18 protein-coding genes are annotated in these 16,822 nt (G+C 59.0%); 6 read left to right on the top strand and 12 right to left on the bottom strand.

The genetic code is table 11. The annotated features are described in order from the left end of the window. Nucleotides 1–337 precede the first annotated feature (337 nt). Entirely contained in the window at nt 338–562 is a 225-nt protein-coding gene (locus ACFQ3C_RS16605) for a hypothetical protein (protein WP_380794103.1), read from the bottom strand. Nucleotides 563–686: 124 nt separating this feature from the next. On the opposite strand from ACFQ3C_RS16605, the gene ACFQ3C_RS16600 reads away from it, so the two are divergent. After that, nucleotides 687–1,562, top strand: a complete 876-nt coding sequence (locus ACFQ3C_RS16600) for a LysR substrate-binding domain-containing protein (RefSeq protein WP_380794100.1) — start codon at nt 687–689, stop codon at nt 1,560–1,562. A gap of 115 nt (nt 1,563–1,677) precedes the next feature. On the opposite strand, the gene ACFQ3C_RS16595 is transcribed toward ACFQ3C_RS16600, so the two are convergent. The 3 genes from ACFQ3C_RS16595 to ACFQ3C_RS16585 all read right to left on the bottom strand — a co-directional run bounded on the left by ACFQ3C_RS16595 (nt 1,678) and on the right by ACFQ3C_RS16585 (nt 5,200). After that, a complete protein-coding gene (locus ACFQ3C_RS16595) occupies nt 1,678–2,613 on the bottom strand; it encodes a DMT family transporter (protein ID WP_380794097.1) in 936 nt (311 codons plus the stop codon). A 359-nt stretch (nt 2,614–2,972) separates the two neighbouring features. Next, nucleotides 2,973–4,517, bottom strand: coding sequence for a winged helix-turn-helix domain-containing tetratricopeptide repeat protein (locus tag ACFQ3C_RS16590; protein WP_380794094.1), 1,545 nt, complete (start codon nt 4,515–4,517; stop codon nt 2,973–2,975). Between the two features lie 278 nt (nt 4,518–4,795). Beyond that, complete coding sequence (locus ACFQ3C_RS16585; protein WP_380794092.1) at nt 4,796–5,200, bottom strand: hypothetical protein; 405 nt, start codon at nt 5,198–5,200, stop codon at nt 4,796–4,798. A gap of 388 nt (nt 5,201–5,588) precedes the next feature. On the opposite strand from ACFQ3C_RS16585, the gene ACFQ3C_RS16580 reads away from it, so the two are divergent. The 5 genes from ACFQ3C_RS16580 (at nt 5,589) to ACFQ3C_RS16560 (ending at nt 9,619) form a co-directional block, all read left to right on the top strand. Beyond that, a complete protein-coding gene (locus ACFQ3C_RS16580) occupies nt 5,589–6,293 on the top strand; it encodes an IS6 family transposase (RefSeq protein WP_380794091.1) in 705 nt (234 codons plus the stop codon). A 62-nt stretch (nt 6,294–6,355) separates the two neighbouring features. Then, on the top strand, nt 6,356–6,508 hold the full coding sequence (locus ACFQ3C_RS16575; protein ID WP_380794090.1) for a hypothetical protein: 153 nt from the start codon (nt 6,356–6,358) through the stop codon (nt 6,506–6,508). Nucleotides 6,509–6,559: 51 nt separating this feature from the next. After that, on the top strand, nt 6,560–7,960 hold the full coding sequence (locus ACFQ3C_RS16570; RefSeq protein WP_380794088.1) for a hypothetical protein: 1,401 nt from the start codon (nt 6,560–6,562) through the stop codon (nt 7,958–7,960). A 313-nt stretch (nt 7,961–8,273) separates the two neighbouring features. After that, nucleotides 8,274–8,591: an NIPSNAP family protein gene (locus tag ACFQ3C_RS16565; protein WP_380794086.1), complete on the top strand. Its 318-nt coding sequence runs from the start codon at nt 8,274–8,276 to the stop codon at nt 8,589–8,591. Nucleotides 8,592–8,899: 308 nt separating this feature from the next. Continuing rightward, entirely contained in the window at nt 8,900–9,619 is a 720-nt protein-coding gene (locus ACFQ3C_RS16560; protein WP_380794084.1) for a ZIP family metal transporter, read from the top strand. 122 nt (nt 9,620–9,741) lie between these two features. Here the strand turns inward: ACFQ3C_RS16560 and ACFQ3C_RS16555 are convergent, their stop codons facing one another. From ACFQ3C_RS16555 to ACFQ3C_RS16520, 8 genes are all read right to left on the bottom strand, one after another. Beyond that, entirely contained in the window at nt 9,742–10,524 is a 783-nt protein-coding gene (locus ACFQ3C_RS16555; RefSeq protein WP_380794083.1) for a ZIP family metal transporter, read from the bottom strand. A gap of 138 nt (nt 10,525–10,662) precedes the next feature. Beyond that, nucleotides 10,663–11,328 carry a TetR/AcrR family transcriptional regulator gene (locus ACFQ3C_RS16550; protein WP_380794082.1) on the bottom strand — a complete coding sequence of 222 codons (666 nt, stop codon included), beginning with the start codon at nt 11,326–11,328 and terminating at the stop codon, nt 10,663–10,665. A 50-nt stretch (nt 11,329–11,378) separates the two neighbouring features. Then, nucleotides 11,379–11,765, bottom strand: coding sequence for a hypothetical protein (locus tag ACFQ3C_RS16545; protein WP_380794081.1), 387 nt, complete (start codon nt 11,763–11,765; stop codon nt 11,379–11,381). A 274-nt stretch (nt 11,766–12,039) separates the two neighbouring features. Continuing rightward, entirely contained in the window at nt 12,040–12,993 is a 954-nt protein-coding gene (locus tag ACFQ3C_RS16540; RefSeq protein WP_380794079.1) for a CobW family GTP-binding protein, read from the bottom strand. Beyond that, nucleotides 12,993–13,298 carry a hypothetical protein gene (locus ACFQ3C_RS16535; RefSeq protein WP_380794077.1) on the bottom strand — a complete coding sequence of 102 codons (306 nt, stop codon included), beginning with the start codon at nt 13,296–13,298 and terminating at the stop codon, nt 12,993–12,995. Before ACFQ3C_RS16535 ends, ACFQ3C_RS16540 begins: the two co-directional genes overlap by 1 nt. Nucleotides 13,299–13,356: 58 nt before the next feature. Then, nucleotides 13,357–14,259: a polysaccharide deacetylase family protein gene (locus ACFQ3C_RS16530; RefSeq protein ID WP_375571158.1), complete on the bottom strand. Its 903-nt coding sequence runs from the start codon at nt 14,257–14,259 to the stop codon at nt 13,357–13,359. Between the two features lie 44 nt (nt 14,260–14,303). Next, nucleotides 14,304–15,656, bottom strand: coding sequence for an amidase (locus ACFQ3C_RS16525; RefSeq protein WP_380794074.1), 1,353 nt, complete (start codon nt 15,654–15,656; stop codon nt 14,304–14,306). A 10-nt stretch (nt 15,657–15,666) separates the two neighbouring features. Next, nucleotides 15,667–16,773, bottom strand: a complete 1,107-nt coding sequence (locus ACFQ3C_RS16520) for an ABC transporter ATP-binding protein (RefSeq protein ID WP_380794072.1) — start codon at nt 16,771–16,773, stop codon at nt 15,667–15,669. Nucleotides 16,774–16,822: the final 49 nt, after the last annotated feature.

The raw sequence follows: 16,822 nt of genomic DNA, 5'->3' as shown, positions 1-16,822 counted from the left end.
TGTAATCCAGCCGACTTCGACCATGCCAAGACCCTCCGCATTCTCGTGAAGTTGATAATACGCTTCCTGCAAAGTCAAATACTTCGACCCAGTCGCTTCGGGCTCGGACCGGTCGTTCGCCGCAGTTTCCACCAAAACCCGTCATGTGCGAAAAGAAGACGTTCCCCAAAGGATTTGGTGAGGTCTGATTTGCGAACCAAAAGGCCAATCGACTTGCTTCACGCGAATGACCGAAGTTAGCGTTTCGCCGTGATGACAACGCCCGCCTGTGACGGTTGCTGGAAGACTGCCAAAGGCACAATAGGAATTTGGTTGGCACACCAAGCTCGATTTTGCCTTAGCGGATCAGTGGTGACTTGGCGATGCGGTCCCGCTCGATGTCCAGTTCGTTCAGCCCAGCGTCCCGACAAAGCCGAGGGGATATTTGGTGAGGAGTGTCGAAAAATTGGATGACGATATGGAGTGCAGTAAGACACCTGTTCACGACGTCATTGATGCCAGCGTGCGCCCGAATGGCCCGCGCCCGGCAAACTTCAAAGTCTCGTTGATCGATCGATTGCATGGCGTACTCCTGGGTTTGTCTCGCTCCAAATCTGCACCGCTGTCCCCAATTTGCTCAAACACCATTTCTTGACTCCGCTTGTTCCAAAAAGTCACAAAGAAGAATGCGACGAATTTTACCCCCTTTGAACGCTCTGCGCGCTTTCGAGGCGGCCGGGCGACTGGGAAGTTTCACCAAGGCCGCTGAAGAGTTGAACGTGTCTCACTCCGCTATCTCCCGACATGTTCGAGGCTTGGAGAAGCGTCTCAACGTTCATCTTTTTCAAGCACAGAACACAGGCGTCGCCTTGACAGAACAAGGTCGCACATACCTCTCCGAGATCACGCCTGCTTTCGATCAGATAGCCCACGCAACCGAGGCGCTCTCGATTCCTCCGCAGGGCACCGTGACGCTCACAACAGAGAATACCGTCGCCCAAAAATGGCTGATCCCAAGGCTTGCAAACCTCAGGGCCAGACATCCCGAAATCGATCTCAAGCTATCCGTGACAACACAGGTCATGGATATCGATGCTCATGACTTCGACATGGGACTGAGATACGTGCGCGGTAAACCGGCGGAGGGATACCATCTGCTTTTTAGATCTGCCGTTCGGGCATACGCGGCGCCGGGCTTCGCTCCAATGTCCAATGGGAAGGTAGATCTTCGGGCCCTTGCAACTGGCCCTCTGATCGAAGAAGCGACGTTCCGCCTCTGGCCCGAATGGTTCCAGCAGGCAGGACTTGATGACGCACTGGACCTAAAACTGCCCCATCCTCTTAGTGCAATTCTTGCGATCCAGTCGGCTGTGGCCGGTCTTGGACCCGTGCTCATGGATAAGAACCTCGCCGAACCGGAACGCCAGTCGGGCGCTTTGGTCGAACTCGCCGATGTGGAGATTGATTTCGGTGGGTACTACCTTGTGGTCAACGCGCGCGCCGGGCGTCGGAAAGCTGTTCGCGCCGTCTATGAGTGGCTTCTCGAAGAATGCGCGGCGGCGCAAGGCATGAGGCTGGATTGACGCAATCGAATGAACCTCCGCTCTGGGCTGCTCAAGCTGTCATACGTTGTGCGTAAAGAGCCGATATGTTCAACTGGCCGTCCCCATCCATTTTGGCCTGTCGCGGACGCTAGCGCTACGCCAAGGGCGCGGTGTGAGATGAAGCGGTTTGCTTCGTCTGCCGTTCGCGCCATGCGATGAAAAGGCCCGACGAAAAGATGACGGTTGCCCCGATCATAGTGTAAATATCCGGAATTTCGCCGAAAAACCACGCTCCGATCAATGCTGTCCATATCAGCTTGAGGAAATCGAACGGCATCAGTGCAGTGGGATCGGTTTCCTTCAAGGACTGGCTGAGCGACATTTGTGCGATCGAGCCGAAGAGACCGATCAGTATCATCCAGCCCAGCGTTTGCAGACCGAAGGGCTGCCAAACCCAAAGCGCCGGAAAGATCGAAAATATCCCGAGGAAGATCCCCATGTAGGCGACGATGGTCAAACTTGACTCCGTGCGCGACAAAATCTTGATCAGGACCATCGCCACGGCCCATAGCGCAGCCGAGCAGGTGACCAGTAATGCGCCGGTATCTATCGCGACCAGACCCGGCCGCAGGATGATAAGCATGCCCAAGAAGCCGAACAGGATCGCCAGCCATCTGTAGATGCGAAAACGCTCTCCCAGCACGAGGACCGCCAGAATGGCCATGAAGATCGGTGCGGTGAAGCTGAGCGCCGTAACCTTTGCAATTGGCGAGATCGACAGCGCGGTAAAGAACATGAGCATCGCGACGATATTGATGACGCCCCGCAGCGCATGCAAACCGATCCTCTTTGTGCGCAGTATTGCAAATCGAGAGCGCATCAAGAGCGGTAGCAGAAATGCCAAACCGAAGACGTTGCGAAAGAAGGCGATCTGAAAGGGCGGCAGTACTTCCGAGACGAAGCGCACCAACCCGTGCATGATCGAAAAGGCCACAGTCGACAGGCACATCAGCAGGATGCCACGCACGGCAGGCGTCTGCCGGCACCACACGGCGCTGAACCCTTGAAGACCTGAGGTCAGCGCTCCCATGTTTCCTCATACTCTGCGTTTGGCGGGGCATAGCTTTTGAGCAGCCCCGCACATCTCGTGCTTGAACGTGCGCAGGCGTGCTGGCAAATTCGGCGCGAGTCTATGCGATACCTTGCACGTATCAAGCAACGGCTGCAACGCGCTGCATCTGACTTTCGCGACGTTCGGTTTAAATGTCAGCTTTGGGCCGAGAGCGGACTTTCGCTGCCGTGTGGGCCAAGGTCAACGATGCGGGGCGGAGCAGTCCTTGCCTTGCGTGTCGACCTGCCATGAACGGCACCGAGTTGACATGTTACGCTTGCCGGGCGTCGTCGGGTATCCGACCTTATGTCCCGACCATCGTTGCGCGTCGCTGCGGTTCAATCCGGAAGCCCAAGCCCCGTCAGTATATCAAGTTGTGCGGCAAGATCGCGCGGTCGCAAGTAGGGAAGCATCTGCTCCTGATAGCGGCGGGTGATATCGGGCGAACGTTCCAGTATCTCTGCCACCTCGCGCCGGGCGTCCTCCGGTCTGCCGAGCCGCGCATATGCCACGGCAAGCGAGAAATGGATCTGTGGCATCTGCGGACGCAACGCTGCCGCCGTCTCCAATGATCGGCGCGCCTCGTCGTTGTCTTCTGTGACCAGCAAAGCGCGCCCACGCATCAAGTGGTGATGCCCGGGACCTCTGGGGTTCAGGCGAAGGGCCTCATCGGCGCTCTCCACTGCCTCAACTGTCCGAGCCATGAACCCAAGCACGTTACCTCTCTGCGCGTGAAGCTCGGCGTAGCTCGGGCAGAGCCTGATTGACCTGTCGAGCTCGGCCAGCGCCCGCTCATGCTGACGCAGGTGCAGAAGAGCCATCGCAAAAGCCACGCTTGCATATGGATCCTGCCCATCCAGCGCGACGGCCTTCGACGACGCCTCGAACGCGCGCTCCGCCCACAGATCGAGATCTTCGGCATAGCCATTGAATCGGTCCTGCACGTATGTCCAGGCGACCATGGCCCAGGGTCGGCCGTAGGCCGGGTCGAGAGAGATTGCCTGGTGTGCAAGTTCCCGCGCTTCGGCGAGCGCGCCGCGATCTGTCGACAGAATCTTGGCCCATGCCCGTTGCGTCAGTTCGTAGGCTCCAAGCGTGGCGGGGTCGGCCGATACCAGACGCGACTGTTCGATGTCGTGGAGGCTGGCGCCGACCGTGCCGGCGACCAGTTGGGCGATCTCTGTCTGAAGGGCAAAGACGTCGGCGATATCCCGATCATACCGCTCGGCCCAGGACTGTGCGCCGCTCGCCGCATCGATCAGGCGGACCGTGATCCGAAGTCTGTCGGCAGCGCGCTGGATCCCGCCTTCGAGAACGAACCGCACGTCAAGCGCCTCGCCCGCCCGTCGCGCATCGATCTGCTGGTCTCGAAAGGCGAAGCTTGAATGCCGGGCGATCACTCGCAAGTCCGGATAACGGCAGAGTTCGGTGATGATGTCGTCCACGACGCCGTCGGCGAACAGCGACTGCCCTGAAGGATCCGACAGATCGTCAAAGGGCAATACGGCGATCGATCGGCCGTCAGGCACCAGCGGCTCGCGTCCTGCAGCTGCCGTCTCGCCAGCTTCGCGATCCGCGACCTCGACCTCGGCGAGAAAACGAAGACCCCGCCTTGGAACTGTGGCGATGACGCTCTGTTGCCGCCCATCGTCCCCAAGCGCGCGTCGCGCCGCGGCGACACGGGCGTCTATCGTGGAGTCGCTTACGACGCGGCCATCCCACACGGTTTCGATTACCTCTTCACGCGTGACGAGTCTGCCTGGATTGCGCGCAAGCAGAACAACCAGGTCGTAGACCTGTGGTTCAAGGCGTACGACTTCGCCCCCCGACAGGAACAGGTGTCGGTCGAGATCGATCTCACATCCCGCGAATCGCATGCGCATGCATCATGAGCGCGCACGGATGTATCTGGCGCAAGTCGAAAGTGTCTTGCCAGTGTCGACCCGACATCAAGGGTTAGAATACGAAGGTGGCCACAGCTTTCCCCGGTATTCACTTTGCCCCAAGCTGAACTTCCAGTTCGTAGGGCACAATGGACTGTACTGCCAGAGGATGCCAGCTTCAGCAGGGCAGGGCGGTTGCATAGCCTCAACATATGACAAAACAGAAAAGCTGCCTGCATAAAGCTGGATCAATCCGGGATGTGCGGTGAACAGCTTTGTCAGAACGTCTGTCTTATGACCACGCCGTCTTTTCGAAAGATGACGTAGTCGGGTTCGGCCGAAGAAAGCGTCGCAACGAAAACCACGTGCCAGAGGTCGCCGCAGTCGTAAACGCGGTATCTGTGCGTGCGAAGGTATTCGCGCAATGCTACTCGGCGGCCACCACGCCGCGGGCCTCGGAAAACGGGTTCAAGTCGCGTCATCACCGTTGCGCGCAGCGCCGGGTCGCGAATTTCGAAACATGTGTCGGGAACTCCCAGAACGACTGGTGGTCCGGGGCGAGGGCTTGCCACGATGACACCATCGCATGCCGCTAACCCGCACAGGGCGATTGCGGCAATTGCCAGCCTTGTGTTGCGAAAAATCGCTTTTACGTTTCGGTTCGATTGCTTCGGTTCGCGCACGGGAAACCTCTCCTCGAAGGACTGGCTTTAAGCCGAAGTCGTCGCGTCATACACGCAAAGGGGACGGCCTCTTGGATCATCATGAAGACAAGCACAAGAATTACATTCCTGAATTGACATATATCAAACATCCCTTCGGCAGCGTATTCAGCCTGATTTTTCGACCAAGCGCAGCCGATGCCTTCAGAACTTGCGCCTCAAGCCCACGCTGAACATCTCGTTTGACAGAACGAAGACCGAGTTGTGCGCGTGCTTCTCGAGAAGTGTACGAAACTCCCGGGCTTCGCTCAGGGTCGGGCAAAAGGCCTGAAACACGTGGGAGACGCAAAACGGCCTTGTCAGAGGAAACCAGCTTGAGACGGGCACGGCGGTTTCATAGCTTGCCGAGATGACAAAACGCTCCCCATTCCGCTACTTCAAAACCAGTCTGGAGATCATCCGTCTTGCTGTGATGCTGTATGTCCGGTTCCCGCTGTCCCTTCGCAATGTGGAAGACTTGCTCCATGAGCGTGGCGTCGACGTGAGCCACGAGACTGTCCGTTTCTGGTGGCATCGGTTCGGCCCAATGTTCGCCGCAGAGATCAAAAAGAGACGGATTGAGGGGATGAAATCCAGCTGCTGGCGGTGGCATCTGGGCGAGGTTTTTGTGAAGTTCAAAGATGAGCGGCGCTACCTTTGGCAGGCCGTGGATCACGAAGGCGAGGTCCTGGAAAGCTTTGTGACGAGGACGCGTGATAAGACAGCGGTGTTGAAATTCCTAAAGAAAGCAATGCGTAAGCATGGTCGCCCAGAGGTTATCGTCACGGACCGGTTGCGATCGTATGGCGCGGCGCTGAAGCAGATCGGTGCAGCAGATCGTCAAGGAACCGGTCGGTGGGCGAACAACTGGGCTGAAAATTCGCTTTTGCCATTCCGACGACGGAAGAGGGCGATGTTGCGTTTCAGGCGCATGCGAAGTCTGCAGAAATTCGCCGCTGTTCATGCTTCTGTCTACAATCGCTTCAATCAGGACCGCAGCCTCTCAACTCGACCCAATTTCAAGCTCAACCGCGCCGCCGCTCTGGCCGAGTGGCGCGGTCTTTGCGCGGCATAAGAACAGTGTTACTGTCCAAGCAGAGACTGGTTCGAATTTGTCTGACAGCACCCTTTTATGACATGAACATGGCCGCCCGGGCCGAGGATATCGTCTGTACCGGTGCCGTGCTGCCCGTCGCGACTCTTGCCGCGTGCATGGCGGCGGAATATGCTGGTGCCACCACCGCCTTGGTTGATGACCGTTTCGCCCGGCCACTGCCCAAGCCCCTGTGACCGGACCGTGACCGACCGATGCCCCCAGCCGCGCCCCCCTTGCCTCAGGATGTGGCGCCTCGCAACGGTTTGGCCAGCCTGTCGCTGGTGGTGATGGCACTGACCGTGGGCATCCACGAGGTGACGGGCGCCACATGGACATGGATACCGGGCGGCATGGCCTTCATCCTCGGGTTCATCCTTCCGCAATGGTTCTTGCTGGTTAGCGTTGCGCGTATTCTTGCCTTAGTCGCCGTAGGGCTGGGGGTGGCGCTGCCGCTTCTGGGCTGGATCAGCATCGACGCGCTGCACCGCGCGCTGGATCAGGCGCTTTTCTTTGCTTTTTTTGTGGCCATGCTGGCGTTGCTGCAGGACACTGCGGCGCAATCGCCGTTGATCCGCCGCTCCGGTACTGTTCTGTTGTCACAGCCGCCCGGCCGGCGCTATTCGGTGCTGACGTTCGGCGGCATGCTGATGGGGGTTCTGCTGAACCTCGGTACGCTCAGCCTGTTGGGCACGATGATCGCGCAGGGCGTGGCCCAGGGCCGGGGCGAGAGCGGCGACCGCGTGGCCGATATCCGCCTGCGCCGGATGTCGCTGGCGATGCTTCGCGGCTTTTGCACCGTGCCGTTGTGGTCGCCCACCTCGATCTCTATGCCGATCGTGCTTGCGGCGCTGCCGGGACTCGCGTGGCTTGAGTTGCTGCCTTATGGCGCCGGTGCGGCGGCGGTGCTGCTGGGCATTGGCTGGCTTCTGGACCGCCTCAGCTATCACCGCCCGGCGGCGCCGCCCGCTGCGCAGCCATGGGTGCGGCCGCTCTTGCCGCTGGTTGGGCTGATCGCCACGATCCCGGCGGTAGGCATGGCGGTGGGCGGGTGGCTCGACGTGCGGATGATCACCGCCATCCTCGTGTCGATCCCCGCCATCGTGCTGGTCTGGCAGACGGTCCAGCGCCACGGCAGCGGGCAGGCGCGGCCCATTCTTGCCGCCGCCCGTGCCCTGGCGACCGAGACTTTGCCGAAACTGCCGAACTTCCGCTCGGAAATGGTTATTTTCGCCGCCTCGGGGGCCATCGCCATCCTGATCCTGCCGCTGATCGACGTCGAGGCTCTGGGCAGCAAAATCGTGGCGCTGGGTCTGGGCGAGGGGCCAGTGATGGTGGCAGGTTTCGTCACCATCTTCGCGCTCTCGTTCCTCGGGATCAATTCCATCGTCACCGTCTCTGTCCTGATGGGGGTGCTGCCAAACCTTCCGGGGCTGGAGTTCGTGCCGATACATCTGGCGCTGATGGCGCTGACCGGCTGGACTCTTTCGGTGGGCATCTCACCGCTGTCGGCAGCGGTGCGCATCACGAGCCGCGCCATAGAGCAGGAACCGGCCATCCTGGGCATCCGCTGGAACGGAATTTATGCCTCCACCTCGGCCGGGCTGGTGAGTGTGGTGCTGCTGATCCTTGGCGGGTGGGGCGGCTGAGAGATCGGCATTAACCGCAGCACGAAAAACGAATTGAGAGGGGCAGGGCGGTCCCGCAGCGTCTTGGTATGACCAGAACTTCGTCAGGTCGAGATGCTTTACGAGTGGTTCATGCAGGGATCGGTTGCCATCTCGGCGCTTGCAGCGGCCGGCTCCGCATTCATTGCTTGACGGGAAAACCCTTGATCAGGCCAACTTCAAATAACCGATGCACAACCCTGTGGCGGTTTAATCGAGGTATAAAACCACTGAAAACACGCCCGCGATCTGTGCGTATCGAACCAAAAATCTCTGTAAACTAAAGGAAGCAGCAATGATTTATGACCATCGTACTTATGTCTGCCGCCCTGGCACGATCAAGAAGCATCTCGCGCTCTATGCCGAACATGGCTATGCCGCGCAGCTGCGTATTCTGGGAACGCCCATCATCTTCGCCCAGACAGAAACCGGCGACGTCAATTCATTCGTGCATATTTGGGCCTATCGCGACGCGGCGGACCGTGAAGCCCGCCGCGCACAACTGGCGGCAGATCCCGCTTGGCAGGCTTATCTGGCCAAAAGTGCCGAGGCTGGATACCTTGCGAGCCAGACCAACAAACTCATGGTGCCCGCGCCGTTTTTGACTGACTGAAGCAGTTCTGCAGCGCCTTTCAGAGCAAAATGGCTTGAGCAAGGGAGGGTCACCGATCTCGTTAGACTACTGTCGATAGGTTTGTTTGTCCGCATCGCTGACCTTAGCCCACACTGCAGCAAAAGTCCGCTCTGTGCCCTTAGCGGACCTCCATGCACTTTGTGGCGAAGGTCCGCTCTGATCCAAAGCGTTCAAACATAGCATTGCTATATGCCCACAGACTTAGCAACCTCTGGAAACGGTAGCGAGTTGAAGTGTAGTCACGAACCAGACAGCAGTAACAACGAGCCGCACAAAGCACGCCTCTGATGAATGATTTCTACCTCGCCCTGCTGTACGGCGGTTTCGCTGGGCTAATGATCCCGGTCGGGGGGTACTTGGCGAGTATCGAACGAATTCAACCACGTTGGTTAGAGCAAGAGGTTCGCCATAGCGTCATGGCATTTGGTGGCGGCATTCTATTGGCTGCTGTTGCCTTTGTGTTGGTACCAGAGGGCCTGAAGCTCTTGCCACTCTGGGGTGCCCTTGGCGCATTCTTTTTCGGCGGCATTGCTTTCGCCCTTTTGGACCGCTTGCGACGGCAACATGCCAATAGCAACGCACAGTTCCTTGCAATGCTTACTGATTTCGTACCCGAAGCGGTTTCACTTGGTGCGATCATGGCCAGCCGATCATCGGAGGCTGCCCTACTGGCCCTTCTGATTGGCGCACAGAACCTTCCAGAAGCATTTAATGCTTGGCGCGAACTGGCAGCAGGCGGTCGCCATGCGCGGCGCCGCGTCATGGCGTTCTTCTTCGCGCTTGCGGGCATCGGGCCATTGGCTGTTGTAGCCGGTTTTCTCTTCTTTGCTGAACTACCTGCAATTACTGGCGGGATCATGATGGCGGCAGCTGGTGGCATCTTTTATCTTTTGTTTCAGGACATCGCTGTGAAGGCGCACCAAAAACACCACCAAATCCCTTCGCTCGCTGCTTTGGCTGGCTTTGCTTTAGGAATGGCGGGAAACGCGCTATTGGGCGGAGGCTGATACCACTTCGACTGTCTTGGGTTGGCGTGGCGACCGTTTTGTCCGCAAGCAGACCTCGAGACCTCGATGATTGAACGTGTGCTTTGGCGAAAAATGCTTCAATGCGCGCAAGCGACCTTAATCTACGCCAACCAAACATCGAGAAAGAGCATCAGTACCAGGCCAATAGCCAGACCGAGGGTAGCCTTGTTCTGATGCCCGCTTCGGTGCGTTTCTGGAATAATCTCGTGACTAATCACGTAGAGCATTGCTCCGGCTGCAAACGCCAGCCCCCATGGCAGAAACGGCTCCGAAAACGAGATTACCGCTGCTCCGATAACGCCGCCGATTGGCTCAACCAGCCCGGTAAGCGCAGCGATGCTCCAGGCATGAATCCTGCCATATCCTTCACCTAACAAAGCTACCGCAACTGCAAGGCCTTCAGGCAGGTTCTGCAGGCCAATACCGATCGCCAATGGCATCCCGCCAGACAGGCCATGCGCCCCAAACCCTACTCCAACAGCGAGGCCCTCAGGAAAATTGTGGATCGTTATCGCGATTATGAAAAGCCAGATCTGGCGGAGCGCAGCGTTGTCAGGACCCTCCCTTCCGATCGTAAAATGCTGGTGTGGAAGCTTCTCGTTGACCCAAGCGACGATCGCCATGCCCGCTAGAATTCCCACTACAGCGATACCTGCAGGGATCACGCCTGGACCATACCGCTCTTCGGCCGCATCGATTGCAGGTATGATGAGAGAGAAGAACGAAGCGGACAGCATTACACCGGCTGCGAAGCCAAGTGACATGTCCCGAAGCCCTCGGCTCGGTGTCCTTCCGAATAGGACTGGAGTGGCGCCAACAGCAGTCATCAAGCCCGCGACGAGACTTCCCAGGAATCCGAGCATCAAGGGTGAGAGCGCGTCCACTATTGGCTCCGTTGTTCTTTAGGCGGCAAATACAACCAATCTATCCTATCAGACAGGCGCAATGCGACTTAAGATCTCGCTCTTACGTTCGCCATTGTGGCAGGTGAGCACAGGACGATGGCAGGAGTCTGGCGCGTGCTAACCGGGCTTGTGCGCCTTGTCTGCCGGCATCTTGCCTTGCGGGGGCCGGTCGTTGGATACCGCGTGAAAGTAGAAATTCAGCATGGTGTCGAGCGAGGTTGGACTTTTCTGAAGGCGGCTACGCAGGGCGGCCCCTTCCCAGCAATCGACCAGCAGATTTGCCATTTCTTCGACTTTGCTGTCGGCCGGAATGTCGCCTTGCTTGCGCGCCTCTTCAAGGCAGCCAGCGACGCGTTCGGCAATAGCAGCAAAGCAATCAGCGATCTTATTTCGAAACAGGTCACTGACCCCGGACAGTTCCTGACCAAGCCCCCCCAGCAGACAGCCCATGTAGCCTTCTTCACGATAGGAATTCTGTATCATGTCGAAAAAGTCCCTCACACGCATCAGCGGTGGCCGTTTCGGATCCAGCAGGCTGACATCAAGCCCGGCGTGAACTTGCGTCATGTAGTGGTCGACAACTTGTAGCGCAAAATCCTCTTTATCTTTGAAATGATGATAGAACGATCCTTTCGGAATCCGTGTTTCTGCAAGCAGTGCCTGGATGCCAAGATCGTTATAACCATGCTTGAGAAGCAACCGGAGCCCGGCATCGATCAGCCTTTGTTTGGTTGCATGAATAGGCGCAACACTCACTGCGTCCTGTGTTGCTTTAGAGTTCATGTGCTTTTCTAGGGTTGATCAATCGCCAGGCCGGATCCGCGAGGAAGGTGCTATCCTTTCGTCATTTCAATCATATGATCGATCACTTGGCTATGTTCGTGTTGCGGGCTGAACATGATTATCTCTGCATCGGCATCGACTTTAACGTTGTGACCCGGTGGCCAATAGAAAAGATCATCGGCGCTGACGGTTTCTTCAGTACCTGCGGCATCAATCGTGGTCAGTTGACCCTTCAGGACATAACCCCAATGCGGCGACTGGCAGAGGTTTCCCTCCAAACCCTGGAATAGCGGTGTGGTGTCGACGCCAGCAGAAAGAGTGAAATACTCCCCGCTGATCTTTCCAAGACCTGTTGCATCCCCGAAATCACGATGTTGACGGATAACGGCGCCTGGAATTTGCATCTTGATATCAACGCTTTCTTTAGAAATTCGCATGACATGTCCTCCCTTGAGGTTTCTGAAATAGACCGATTGGTCTAGAGAACGGTACTCCTACCGCCATGAAAGTCAATGGCGCAGCCGCCATTCACCTTCCGGTTCGGCGTTGGTTTTGTTTGCAAACGCGGCAAAGGGCGGCGTCACGGTCCATTCGGAGACTGGTTCGAATTCGTCTGGCAGCACCCTATAGAAAACTCACAGCGCGAGTTCAGGCGCGATCAGGTTTTGTTGGGCTGCTTGACTTGGTTCAATTGGCGCCAACTCCTTGACCCTAGCCGTGCGTGAAATACGCCAGCGATCGGCGCAGATCATCGCCATTGTACCCGCGTCCGATGAAAACGATCTGGTTCTGGCGATGGGCTGCCTCGGGTGGAAGTAGTTCGGGCGGCTGGACGGACTTGCGCACCGCCTGCAGCAGCAATGGGCCAGCGGGGGTTTCAAAGACGCCCTTGACGCGGACCAGATCATCGCCGCGCGCGTAGAGAAGGGCCGATAGCCAAACGGAAAACGTCGCCCAGTCCACATCGTCTGGAATGTCGATTTTCGTCGGCTGGATCGGTGCGCCGCCATCCGCCAGCCGTGGCAGATCATAGGGGGGCACGGCGGGCAAGTCAGGCAGGCTGAAGGGCTGACCTTTTACGGCTGCCTCGACCGAGGCACCCGGATTGAGATGGCGTACGGTCGCAACAACGGTGGCAAGCACAGTGTCGGGAACAGCGTCAACCTTGGTCAGGATGATCCTGTCCGCGGCTTCGATCTGGGCTCGTCCCAGGTATTCAGTGCGCAACTGTTCAGCCGCGTTCATGGCGTCCACCAGTACGATGATCTCGGCCACGCGGATATGGTGCACCAGCACGCTGTCCTGGCGGATGGCGTCGAGAATGGCGGCCGGATCGGCAAGGCCACTGGTTTCAAGAACGATCTGGCCCGTGTCGCGTTCCTCAGGGCGCTGGCGGCTACGCAGGTCACACAAGGTACGCAGGGCGGCGACAAGGTCATCCTTACCCGTGCAGCAGGCGCAGCCGCCTGACAGCATGGTCAGGCCAGCGGCTTGCGACGACAACAGCGTATCGTCCACAGGCGTCTCGGCCGCTTCGTTGACAAGAATATGCGCCTTGCCGAAGGCGCCCTCGAAAAGCTGGTGGCGCAGCCATGTCGTCTTGCCGGATCCCAGGTAGCCGCCAAGAATCGTCAGCCGCAGGCGGCCGTCGTCAGGCGCGGGCATCATGTGGCGGGGTCGGCCGGGGCTGTGAACCGCGGGTCAAGCGGGTCGATCGGATGGCCCAGTTGCTGCGCGGCTTCCTGCCAGACGGCTTCCAGGTCGGGTAGGATCGTCGTGCGCCCGGAAAAGGAAGACAGCGCAAATCCGGGCGCGTGTCCGGGGGGGCGCGCGGTGAAGCCATAGCCTTTGAGAAGTTTGTTCAGAACCTGGGCCCGGCGCAATTGCAGGCGCAATCTGTCGCCCGCGTTATCCGCGCCAGCGTCGGTCCAGTGGCCGGGACGTGTCGGGAACCCGCATGCATTGCACATCTGACAACCTCGTCCAGTGGCAGAGGGGCAGCGCACTGGCGCTGCCCCCTTTGCCGGTTCAGATCACTTCGGGGCGCTTGTCGCTGTCGAAGGGGAAGCGCTTGCGGAAGTCATCCGCGATGGTGTTGAAATCCACCCATTCGACGCCCGAGTGACCGTTGATGTAGTCGATCAGACGCTCCAGCATCAGCAGAACCTGCGGACGGCCGGCGACGTCGGGGTGAATGGTGATCGGGAACACGCCGTAATCCATCTCGCGGTAGACCCAGTCGAACTGGTCCTTCCACATCTGCTCGATATCGCGCGGGCTGACAAAGCCGTGGCTATTGGGGGCGTTCTTGATGAACATCATCGGCGGCAGGTCGTCGACATACCAGTTCGCGCCGATATCGACTAGGTCGATCTCCTTGCCGTGCTTGAGCGGATGCATCCATTCCCCGGCGGTCTTGGAATAGTCGATCACATTCCATTCGTCGCCGACGCGGGCGTAGAACGGCTGGAAGTCACGGTAGCTTTGGCTGTGGTCATAGGAAAAGCCGTATTTGCCCAGCAAGGACGCGGTGACGTTGGACATTTCCCACCAGGGTGCAACATAGCCCTTGGGCGCCTCGCCGGTCAGTTTCTTGATGAGTTCGATGGACTTGACCAGAACGTCTTCCTCCTGCGAGGGGGTCATGGCCACAGGGTTCTCGTGCAGATAGCCATGCGCGCCGATCTCGTGGCCAGCCTCGACGATCATGTCCATCTCTTTCGGAAATGTCTCGAGGGAATGGCCGGGGATGAAGAAGGACGTCCGCATCTCGTATTTCTTGAACAGGCGCAGCAGGCGCGGCACACCGACTTCGGTCGCGAAGATGCCGCGCTGGATGTCGTTGGGTGAATCTCCGCCGCCATACGAGCCAATCTGGCCCGCGACAGAGTCGATATCGGTGCCGAAGGCACAGTAGATTTTCTTGGTCATTTTTCGGTCTCCTCTTCGTTGTGTCAGTCAGTTTCGGGGCGGCGCTAGCCGCGGACGATCTCTTCGCAGCCCAGTGCCGCTGCCAGCAGGGCCGTATCCTGGCCTGTCGGGGCTGACAGCAGGAAGCCTGTCGGCATGCCATCGGCATCGGTGCCGTTGGGAATGGAAACGCCGCACCAATCCAGGAAGTTGCCCAATGAGGTGTTGCGGAGTGTCAGGCCGTTGTGGCGGAAAAAAACCTCCTGATCCGCTTCCAGCGGGCCGATCTCCATCGCCGTGGTGGCCGTTGTCGGGCAAAGCACGATCGAGGCGCCGATCCGGGCCGCGGTCGAGGCCATGGTGCGCATCCGGGCCTGTTGCAGCATCAGCACGTCAACCGCGCTCATGCTTTCGGCCAGCCTGATGCGGCGCACGACGCGAGCATCCATCTGTGCGGCAGCAGGACCGCGCACCCGGTCCAGATGCAGCACAAGGGCTTCCGCGCCGGCCAGAAAACCGTGGTGTGCTATCAGATCGGTCAGCTCCGAAAGTTCGGGTAGCGAGATGCGCATGATCCGCGCCCCGGCGGCTTCAAGCCTTGCCACGGTGGCGTCGAAATTGGCCGCAACCGAGGGCGCGAGCCCATCCAGCAGGATCTCGTCCGGAATGACGAAGGACAATGTGTCGGGTCGCGCGGCCTGCGCCTCGGGGGTGTCCTTTCCGCGCAGCACCGCGTCGAACAGCGCGCAATCGGCGACCGTGTGGGCCAGCGGGCCGATCGTGTCCAGAGATTTGGCAAGGGGATAGACGCCGTCCATCGGATAGCGTCCTGCCGAGGTCTTGTAACCCACCACGCCGTTGAAAGAGGCCGGTATGCGGACCGAACCCCCGGTGTCCGATCCCATCGAGATGGGGACGATGCCCGCCGAGACGACCACGCCCGAGGCCGAGGATGACCCGCCGGGGCTGCGTCTTTGCCCGACCGGCGCATGAACGTTGCGCGGCGTGCCGTAATGCGGGTTCAGACCGATGCCGGAATAGGCGAATTCCGTCATGTTCACCGTGCCTGTCGTGATCATGCCAGCCCTGTGGGCCGTCGCGATGACCGGCGCATCCGCGGTCGCGGGGGGATCTGTCCTGGTGACCGTGGCCCCGGCAGTTGTGATGCGGCCTTTCAGGTCGAAAAGATCCTTCCATGCCACCGGAACACCGTCCAGCGGGCTAGCCGGTAGGCCTATCTTGAACCGCAGGCGGGAGGCCTGCGCCTCGGCCATCGCCCTGTCACGGGTGGTTTCGATGAAGATCGCGTTGTCGGCGTGCTGCTCCAGCCGATCATAGACCTCTTCGGTCAAGGTGACCGGATCGAGTTTCCCCGATCGCAGCCCTTCAGATATTGCCTGTGCCGTGATGTGCGACATCGATTTTCCCCTAGTGGTCGATCACGGTGGCATTTGCGGATTTCCACGCGACAAACGCGCGTCCTCCGGCCTTCAGTCGATCGCGGTACTTGTCCACATGTCCTTCGACATTGATCTTCCTGCCGTCGACGAAGCTGACGATCATGTGCATGATATGACCCACGATCTGCAGCCTTTCGATGGTGCAGGGGATAGTGTTCGAGCCAAAGTTCGCGCGCATCTCGTCTTCGGGTACATCGGCGGGAACCAGGTCCACCGCCTCGGCGGGCAGGATGATGCTCATTTCGCGGCCCTCATGGGCGTCGATCCCGGCACGGTTCGCGCCACCCAGCGGGCCGAAAGCTGTTTCCAGTATGACATTGCCATCCTGCCGTGCCTTGACGGTTCCGGGCAGGATCGTATTCGAGCCGATGAAGCGGGCGACAAACTGGCTGCTGGGGCGGGTGTAAAGCTCGCGCGGGGGGCTGACCTGTTCGATGCGACCGGCGTTCATCACCACGATACGGTCGGACAGCGCAAGCGCCTCGGATTGGGCATGGGTCACGAAGACGAAGGTGATCCCAAGATCGCGCTGCAGAAGTTTCAATTCATTCTGAATGCTCTTGCGCAGGTTCGCGTCAAGCGCGCCAAGCGGTTCGTCCAGCAGCAGGATATCCGGTTCCACCACAAGAGAACGGGCAAGCGCGATGCGCTGGCGCTGTCCGCCCGACAGGCGCGCGGTGGGCATTTCGGCAATCCCGCTCAGGCCAAGCTTGTCGAGAATCTGGTCAACTTTGCGGTTGGCGTCGGCGCGCGGCATGTTCTTGACCTCAAGGCCGAACAGTACGTTCTGGCGCACGTTCATATGCGGGAAAAGCGCATAGTTCTGAAAGATCATCGAGGTGGGGCGTTTCTCGGGGAGTTGGTCGTTCACCCGCTTGCCGCGGATCATCAGATCGCCTGATGTGACCGTCTCGAACCCGGAAATCATCCGCAGGGTCGTGGATTTGCCACAGCCCGATGGCCCAAGGAATGCGATGAATTCCCCTTTCTCGACGTCCAGATTGAAGTCGATGACGGCCGGTGTTCCATTGTCATAGGTCTTGTAGACATGTGTGAGCTGAAGATCGTAGGCCAAGGGAAATGCGTCCTGTTCCTGGGAAAAGGGAAGGGGTGGTTCAGCCGGG

Origin of the sequence: Seohaeicola saemankumensis (assembly GCF_042678485.1) — a bacterium.
Taxonomy (GTDB): Bacteria; Pseudomonadota; Alphaproteobacteria; order Rhodobacterales; family Rhodobacteraceae; genus Seohaeicola; species Seohaeicola saemankumensis.
The sequence above is the reverse complement of the archived record's forward strand: the minus strand, read 5'-3'. Positions and strand labels throughout refer to the sequence as shown.

What these genes read in the sequence shown, in the direction of transcription:
- ACFQ3C_RS16605 (WP_380794103.1), bottom strand. Translation starts at nt 562, where the DNA reads ATGCAATCGATCGATCAACGAGACTTTGAAGTTTGCCGGGCGCGGGCC.
- ACFQ3C_RS16595 (WP_380794097.1), bottom strand. Translation starts at nt 2,613, where the DNA reads ATGGGAGCGCTGACCTCAGGTCTTCAAGGGTTCAGCGCCGTGTGGTGC.
- ACFQ3C_RS16590 (WP_380794094.1), bottom strand. Translation starts at nt 4,517, where the DNA reads ATGCGCATGCGATTCGCGGGATGTGAGATCGATCTCGACCGACACCTG.
- ACFQ3C_RS16580 (WP_380794091.1), top strand. Translation starts at nt 5,589, where the DNA reads ATGACAAAACGCTCCCCATTCCGCTACTTCAAAACCAGTCTGGAGATC.
- ACFQ3C_RS16575 (WP_380794090.1), top strand. Translation starts at nt 6,356, where the DNA reads ATGAACATGGCCGCCCGGGCCGAGGATATCGTCTGTACCGGTGCCGTG.
- ACFQ3C_RS16565 (WP_380794086.1), top strand. Translation starts at nt 8,274, where the DNA reads ATGATTTATGACCATCGTACTTATGTCTGCCGCCCTGGCACGATCAAG.
- ACFQ3C_RS16560 (WP_380794084.1), top strand. Translation starts at nt 8,900, where the DNA reads ATGAATGATTTCTACCTCGCCCTGCTGTACGGCGGTTTCGCTGGGCTA.
- ACFQ3C_RS16550 (WP_380794082.1), bottom strand. Translation starts at nt 11,328, where the DNA reads ATGAACTCTAAAGCAACACAGGACGCAGTGAGTGTTGCGCCTATTCAT.
- ACFQ3C_RS16545 (WP_380794081.1), bottom strand. Translation starts at nt 11,765, where the DNA reads ATGCGAATTTCTAAAGAAAGCGTTGATATCAAGATGCAAATTCCAGGC.
- ACFQ3C_RS16540 (WP_380794079.1), bottom strand. Translation starts at nt 12,993, where the DNA reads ATGCCCGCGCCTGACGACGGCCGCCTGCGGCTGACGATTCTTGGCGGC.
- ACFQ3C_RS16535 (WP_380794077.1), bottom strand. Translation starts at nt 13,298, where the DNA reads ATGTGCAATGCATGCGGGTTCCCGACACGTCCCGGCCACTGGACCGAC.
- ACFQ3C_RS16530 (WP_375571158.1), bottom strand. Translation starts at nt 14,259, where the DNA reads ATGACCAAGAAAATCTACTGTGCCTTCGGCACCGATATCGACTCTGTC.
- ACFQ3C_RS16525 (WP_380794074.1), bottom strand. Translation starts at nt 15,656, where the DNA reads ATGTCGCACATCACGGCACAGGCAATATCTGAAGGGCTGCGATCGGGG.